Here is a 4,436-nt window from a genome sequence, read left to right as displayed (position 1 = left end):
GTGTCCGACGACGTGCTCGGCGTCGTGTCGCTCGCCGCGCAAGGCGTCGGCATCTGCCAAAGCTACGACTTCGTCGTTCGCGACCACATCGCGCGCGGCACGCTGGTCGAGATATTGCCGCAGCTTCGCGGTCGTACGCGTCCTTTCTCGCTCGTCTACACGCCGCATCGCGGTCAGTCGGCAGCGACGCGCGCGCTGATCGACCTGCTCGTTTCCGAAACGCGCGACAGCTGAAGATTCGCGCCGTCGCGCGGATCCCTGCGTCGCCGCGATCCGGCCGCCGACCGCTGCGCGGCCGTTGCACGCATCGGCCGATTCGCGCCGCTCGTCGCGGTCGATGCTGCGATCGCGCTGCGCGACGCGATACGACGGTCCTGCGCGCCGGCGAAACCGCGCTTGTCGATCGGCAGCCTGCAAACAACCCGCGTGCTGCGTCCCTGCAGCCGTCATGGAGTATCTGCATGTCCGAGATCCCGGATTCCTCGTACGTCCGCCGCCTTTCCGCTGAATTCCGACGCCGCGGCCGATACTGGCGCGCGATCGGTTTCGTGCTGTGCCTGTTCCTGTGCGCGCCGCTGGCGGCCGCCGACCATTTCGTCTGCGACTGCGCGACGGGCGCCGCGCCCGGCTGCGTCGCCGGCAACGACGCGGCAGCCGGCAATTCGCCGGCGACCGCCTGGCGCAGCTACGACCGCGCGCAGGATGCATGGTCGGGGCTCGCCGCCGGCGACAGCATCCATTTCTGCCGCGGCGGCGTGTTTCCGATCGCCGGCAGCACGCAGTGGTTGAACACGCAGTGCACGGCGGCGCAGCGCTGCGGGATCGAGGCGTACTCCGCGGCCTGGGCGTCGGGTGGCGAAGCGCGGCCGCGGCTGGTGCAGTCGAGCGGCCACGGCTTCAATTTCGCGAATGCCGGCGACGCCGCGCCGGACGGCGGCTATCGCGTGCGCGATCTCGAACTCGCCTGCACCGCCTGCACGAACGACGACTGGGGCCTGTTCTTTTTCAACGACGTCGACGACGTGCGCTTGGAGCGGCTGCGCATCACCGGCTTCGGCATCGGCGTGCATCTCGCCGGATCCAATCCCTGCGGCAGCGATCCGGGCTGCGACGGACACAGCTCGCGCATCGAGCTGGTCGACAGCGAGATCGAAGGCAATCGCACGCAGGGCTGGCTCGGTGCGGGCGACGATCTGCTGCTCGCCGGCAACCGGTTCGCCGGCAACGGCACCGGGACGGTATTTCAGCACAATGTGTACTTGAGCCAGTCCAACGGCGCGACGCATCGCATACGCGTCGTGCGCAACGCGCTGTATCGCTCGGCGGCGTCCGCGAGCGGCAGCTGCCAGGGGGGATCGTTCGCCGTGCACGGCGAGCACACGGACCTGCTGATCGAAGGCAACACGATCCGCGAAGACCTCGGCGCGGCGGACCCGGCGTGCTGGGGTCTCGGCATCACGCCGGCCTACGGCACGCCCGAAGGCTTCGTGCGGACGATCGTTCGCGGCAATACGTTCCGCAACGTCGGCAACATCGCGATCGCGCTGGGCAGTTGCCAGGACTGCGTCGTCGAGAACAACGTCATCGTCGGCGAGCAGAGCTTCGGCGGCATCGGCATCGCCGCGCCGGCCGTCGCACGCGCGGCCGACGACCTGCCGCTGGCGCGCCTGACCGTCCGCAACAATTCGCTGTATCTGACGGCGCCGTCGAGCATCGGCATTCGTCTCGGCGACGAAGGCAGTCAGCACGTCGTCGTCAGCAACGCGCTGCACAGCACGACGACGAGCGGTTCCTGGTCGTGTCTCTCGTTGAATCTCGCGTTCGGTGCCTATGCCGCTGTCGACAACAATGTCTGCGGCTTCGTGACCGGCGCAGGGCGCGAATGGGAGCAGGGATCCGGCAGCCTCGCAGCATGGCGCGCCGCATCGGGCTTCGACGCCGCATCGCTCGCCGTGGCACCCGGCTTCGCGTCACCGGCCGGTCCGGGTTTCCAGCTGGAAGCGGCTTCCGCTTCGGCCGCCATGGTCGGTGCAGGCCACGCGTCGGCGAGTTCGCCGACGGAGTTCTATGGTGCGTCGCGCACCGTGCCGCCTGACGCCGGTGCATACCAGTACGGCACGTCCGATCGGCTGTTTCGCGACGGTTTCGGCGGCTGAAGCCGCCTCAGCGCCGCCATCCGCGCACCGGCGGCGCGTCCCGCACGGTTGGCTGATCGGCGAACAGCCCGCGCATGGCGTCGAGCAGCGGCGCCAGCAGGCGTTCGCCCTTGCGCTTGCTGCAGCTCCAGCTGATTTCGTGGCTGCGCTCTCCATCACTGATCCGCAGGCGCGAATGGGGTCCGCAGTCGGAGGCGATTTCGATGACTTCGAGCGGTTCGCAGCCCGGATCGTGCGCGAGGCTTGGATCGCAGCTGCCCCGGGGCGGCTCGGGCAGTTCGTCCAGGTCTTGCGGCAATGTGAAGAAGTGGCTTTGTTCTGCAAGTTCCAGAAAGGCTTCGAGCTTGACGTCGTCGATGTAGAGCCGACCGGTCTGATGGACGACCTTGTCGAACCTGCGTTGCTCGTAGCTGCCCTGGCCGCCCGCCTCGACGCGGTAGACGACGTAGTCGCGATCGAGGTACTGCAGCGTGATCTCACGATCGGACGCCGTCGCCGCGCAGCCGGCGAGCAACACCGCGGCGAGCGCGACGGCGGCCCGCGCGGTGCGCCGGTCGATCACGGCATCAGCTCGCTGCCGATGATGACGACGTCGGCCGGACGCGCCGCGAACAGCCCGACGCAGACGACGCCGACGATCTGGTTGTATTCGCGCTCGAGCCCGACCGGATCGACGATCGAAAGGTTGTGCACGTCGAGCACCCAGTTGCCGTTGTCGGTGACGACGCCTTCGCGCCAGACCGGCTGTCCGCCGCGCTTGGCTATCTCGCGCGCGACGTAGCTGCGCGCCATCGGGATCACCTCGACCGGCAGCGGGAACTTGCCGAGCACGTCGACGCGCTTGGCCGCGTCGATCATGCAGACGAAGCGCTCAGACGCGGCGGCGATGATCTTCTCACGCGTCAGCGCGGCGCCGCCGCCCTTGATCAGGCGCTTGTGCGTGTCGCATTCGTCGGCGCCGTCGACATAGAGCGGCACGGTGCCGACGCTGTTGAGATCGACGACGCGGATGCCGCGCTCGCGCAGCAGCTCGGTGGAGCGTTCCGAACTCGACACGGCGCAGTCGATGTCGTCGCGCATCCTGCCGAGTTCGTCGATGAAGTAGGCGACGGTCGAACCCGTGCCGACGCCGACGACGCTGCCTTTTTCGACATAGGTCGCCGCGCGCTGCGCGGCGAGGCGTTTCTGCTGTTCGCGGTCCATTAGAACTCCGGGAGGCAATGGCGGCTGAGGAAAATTCGACGGCGGCGGCGCAACCGCAGCCTGCGCGCGAAGACGCGCTATTCGAGCGACAGGATGAAATCCCATTCTTTCCTGGCGACCGGCAGCACCGACAGGCGATTGCCCTTCTTGACGAGTGCGAGGTCCTGCAGCTCGGGCTTGTCCTTGAGCTCGGCCAGCGTGATCGTGCGTTTGAGTTTGCGCTTGAAGCCGACGTCCACGAGCAGCCAGCGCGGTTCCTCGCGCTTGCTGGCCGGGTCGTAGTAGTCGCTTTTCGGATCGAACTGCGTGGGGTCGGGATGGGCTTCGCTGCGGATCTCGGCGAGGCCGACGACGCCGGGTTCGTCGCAGTTGGAGTGATAGAACAGCACGCCGTCGCCGATCTTCATGTCGTCGCGCATGTAGTTGCGCGCCTGGTAGTTGCGCACGCCGTTCCAGGGTTCGAGCTTCTTCTTCGCGAGCGCGTCGATCGAGAACTCTTCGGGTTCGGATTTCATGAGCCAGTAACGCATGGGCAGTCCTTCAGGATGCGGGCTGGGTGCAGTCGATGAGTTCGCGCTCGGTCGCGACGAGATCGAGCTTCACGTCCCAGGCTTGGGCGCCGACCGTGTCGATCTCCTGGAAGCTGTAGCCGATGCCGACGAGCAGCGGCGTCGTCGGACGCTCGCGCCCGTGCAGGAATGCGAAGCTCGTGTCGTAGAAACCGCCGCCGTAGCCGAGACGGTGTCCGCGACGATCGAATCCGAGCAGCGGGACGAGCACGAGGTCGAGCGAATCCGGCGTGGCGAGTTCGGCGTCGGCAGCGGCCGGCTCGGGAATGCCGAAGCGGTTCGGCTGCACCTGGCTCGCGGCGGTGTACGGCGCGAAGCGCAGCTGCCGCGCAGCGCCCGAGACCGGCAGATGGAACGCCTTGCCCTGGCGCCAGCAGTGCGCGACGACGAGATGCAGCGACAGTTCGCCGTTGACCGCGAAATAGCCGCCGATGCGTTCGTCGACGGTGAGTTCGGGCAATTGCTGCAACTGCTGCAGCAGGCCCTGCGCGGCGGCGATGCGCTGTGC

6 protein-coding genes are annotated in these 4,436 nt (G+C 67.7%); 2 read left to right on the top strand and 4 right to left on the bottom strand.

Annotation, left to right across the window (positions count from 1 at the left end; genetic code table 11):
* A partial coding sequence (locus VLF18_RS11590; RefSeq protein WP_325279781.1) for a LysR substrate-binding domain-containing protein occupies positions 1-234 on the top strand: 234 nt, incomplete at its 5' end.
* Positions 235-461: 227 nt separating this feature from the next.
* Complete coding sequence (locus VLF18_RS11585; protein WP_325279780.1) at positions 462-2,156, top strand: right-handed parallel beta-helix repeat-containing protein; 1,695 nt, start codon at positions 462-464, stop codon at positions 2,154-2,156.
* Positions 2,157-2,163: 7 nt separating this feature from the next.
* On the opposite strand, the gene VLF18_RS11580 is transcribed toward VLF18_RS11585, so the two are convergent.
* The 4 genes from VLF18_RS11580 to VLF18_RS11565 form a co-directional block, all read right to left on the bottom strand.
* Positions 2,164-2,718: a hypothetical protein gene (locus VLF18_RS11580; RefSeq protein ID WP_325279779.1), complete on the bottom strand. Its 555-nt coding sequence runs from the start codon at positions 2,716-2,718 to the stop codon at positions 2,164-2,166.
* Positions 2,715-3,359, bottom strand: a complete 645-nt coding sequence (gene rpiA / locus VLF18_RS11575) for a ribose-5-phosphate isomerase RpiA (protein WP_325279778.1) — start codon at positions 3,357-3,359, stop codon at positions 2,715-2,717. The genes VLF18_RS11580 and rpiA overlap by 4 nt, the downstream gene beginning before the upstream one ends.
* A gap of 77 nt (positions 3,360-3,436) precedes the next feature.
* The gene (locus VLF18_RS11570; protein WP_325279777.1) at positions 3,437-3,889 is read right to left on the bottom strand and encodes an EVE domain-containing protein; all 453 of its coding nucleotides are present in this window, start codon (positions 3,887-3,889) and stop codon (positions 3,437-3,439) included.
* Positions 3,890-3,899: 10 nt separating this feature from the next.
* Positions 3,900-4,436 (bottom strand): 5-formyltetrahydrofolate cyclo-ligase (locus tag VLF18_RS11565; protein WP_325279776.1); only part of this gene is annotated, 537 nt, incomplete at its 5' end.

This window comes from Tahibacter sp. (genome assembly GCF_035481375.1).
Taxonomy (GTDB): Bacteria; Pseudomonadota; Gammaproteobacteria; order Xanthomonadales; family Rhodanobacteraceae; genus Tahibacter.
Note: the sequence above shows the minus strand (reverse complement) of the source record. Positions and strands in the feature narration are given on the sequence as shown.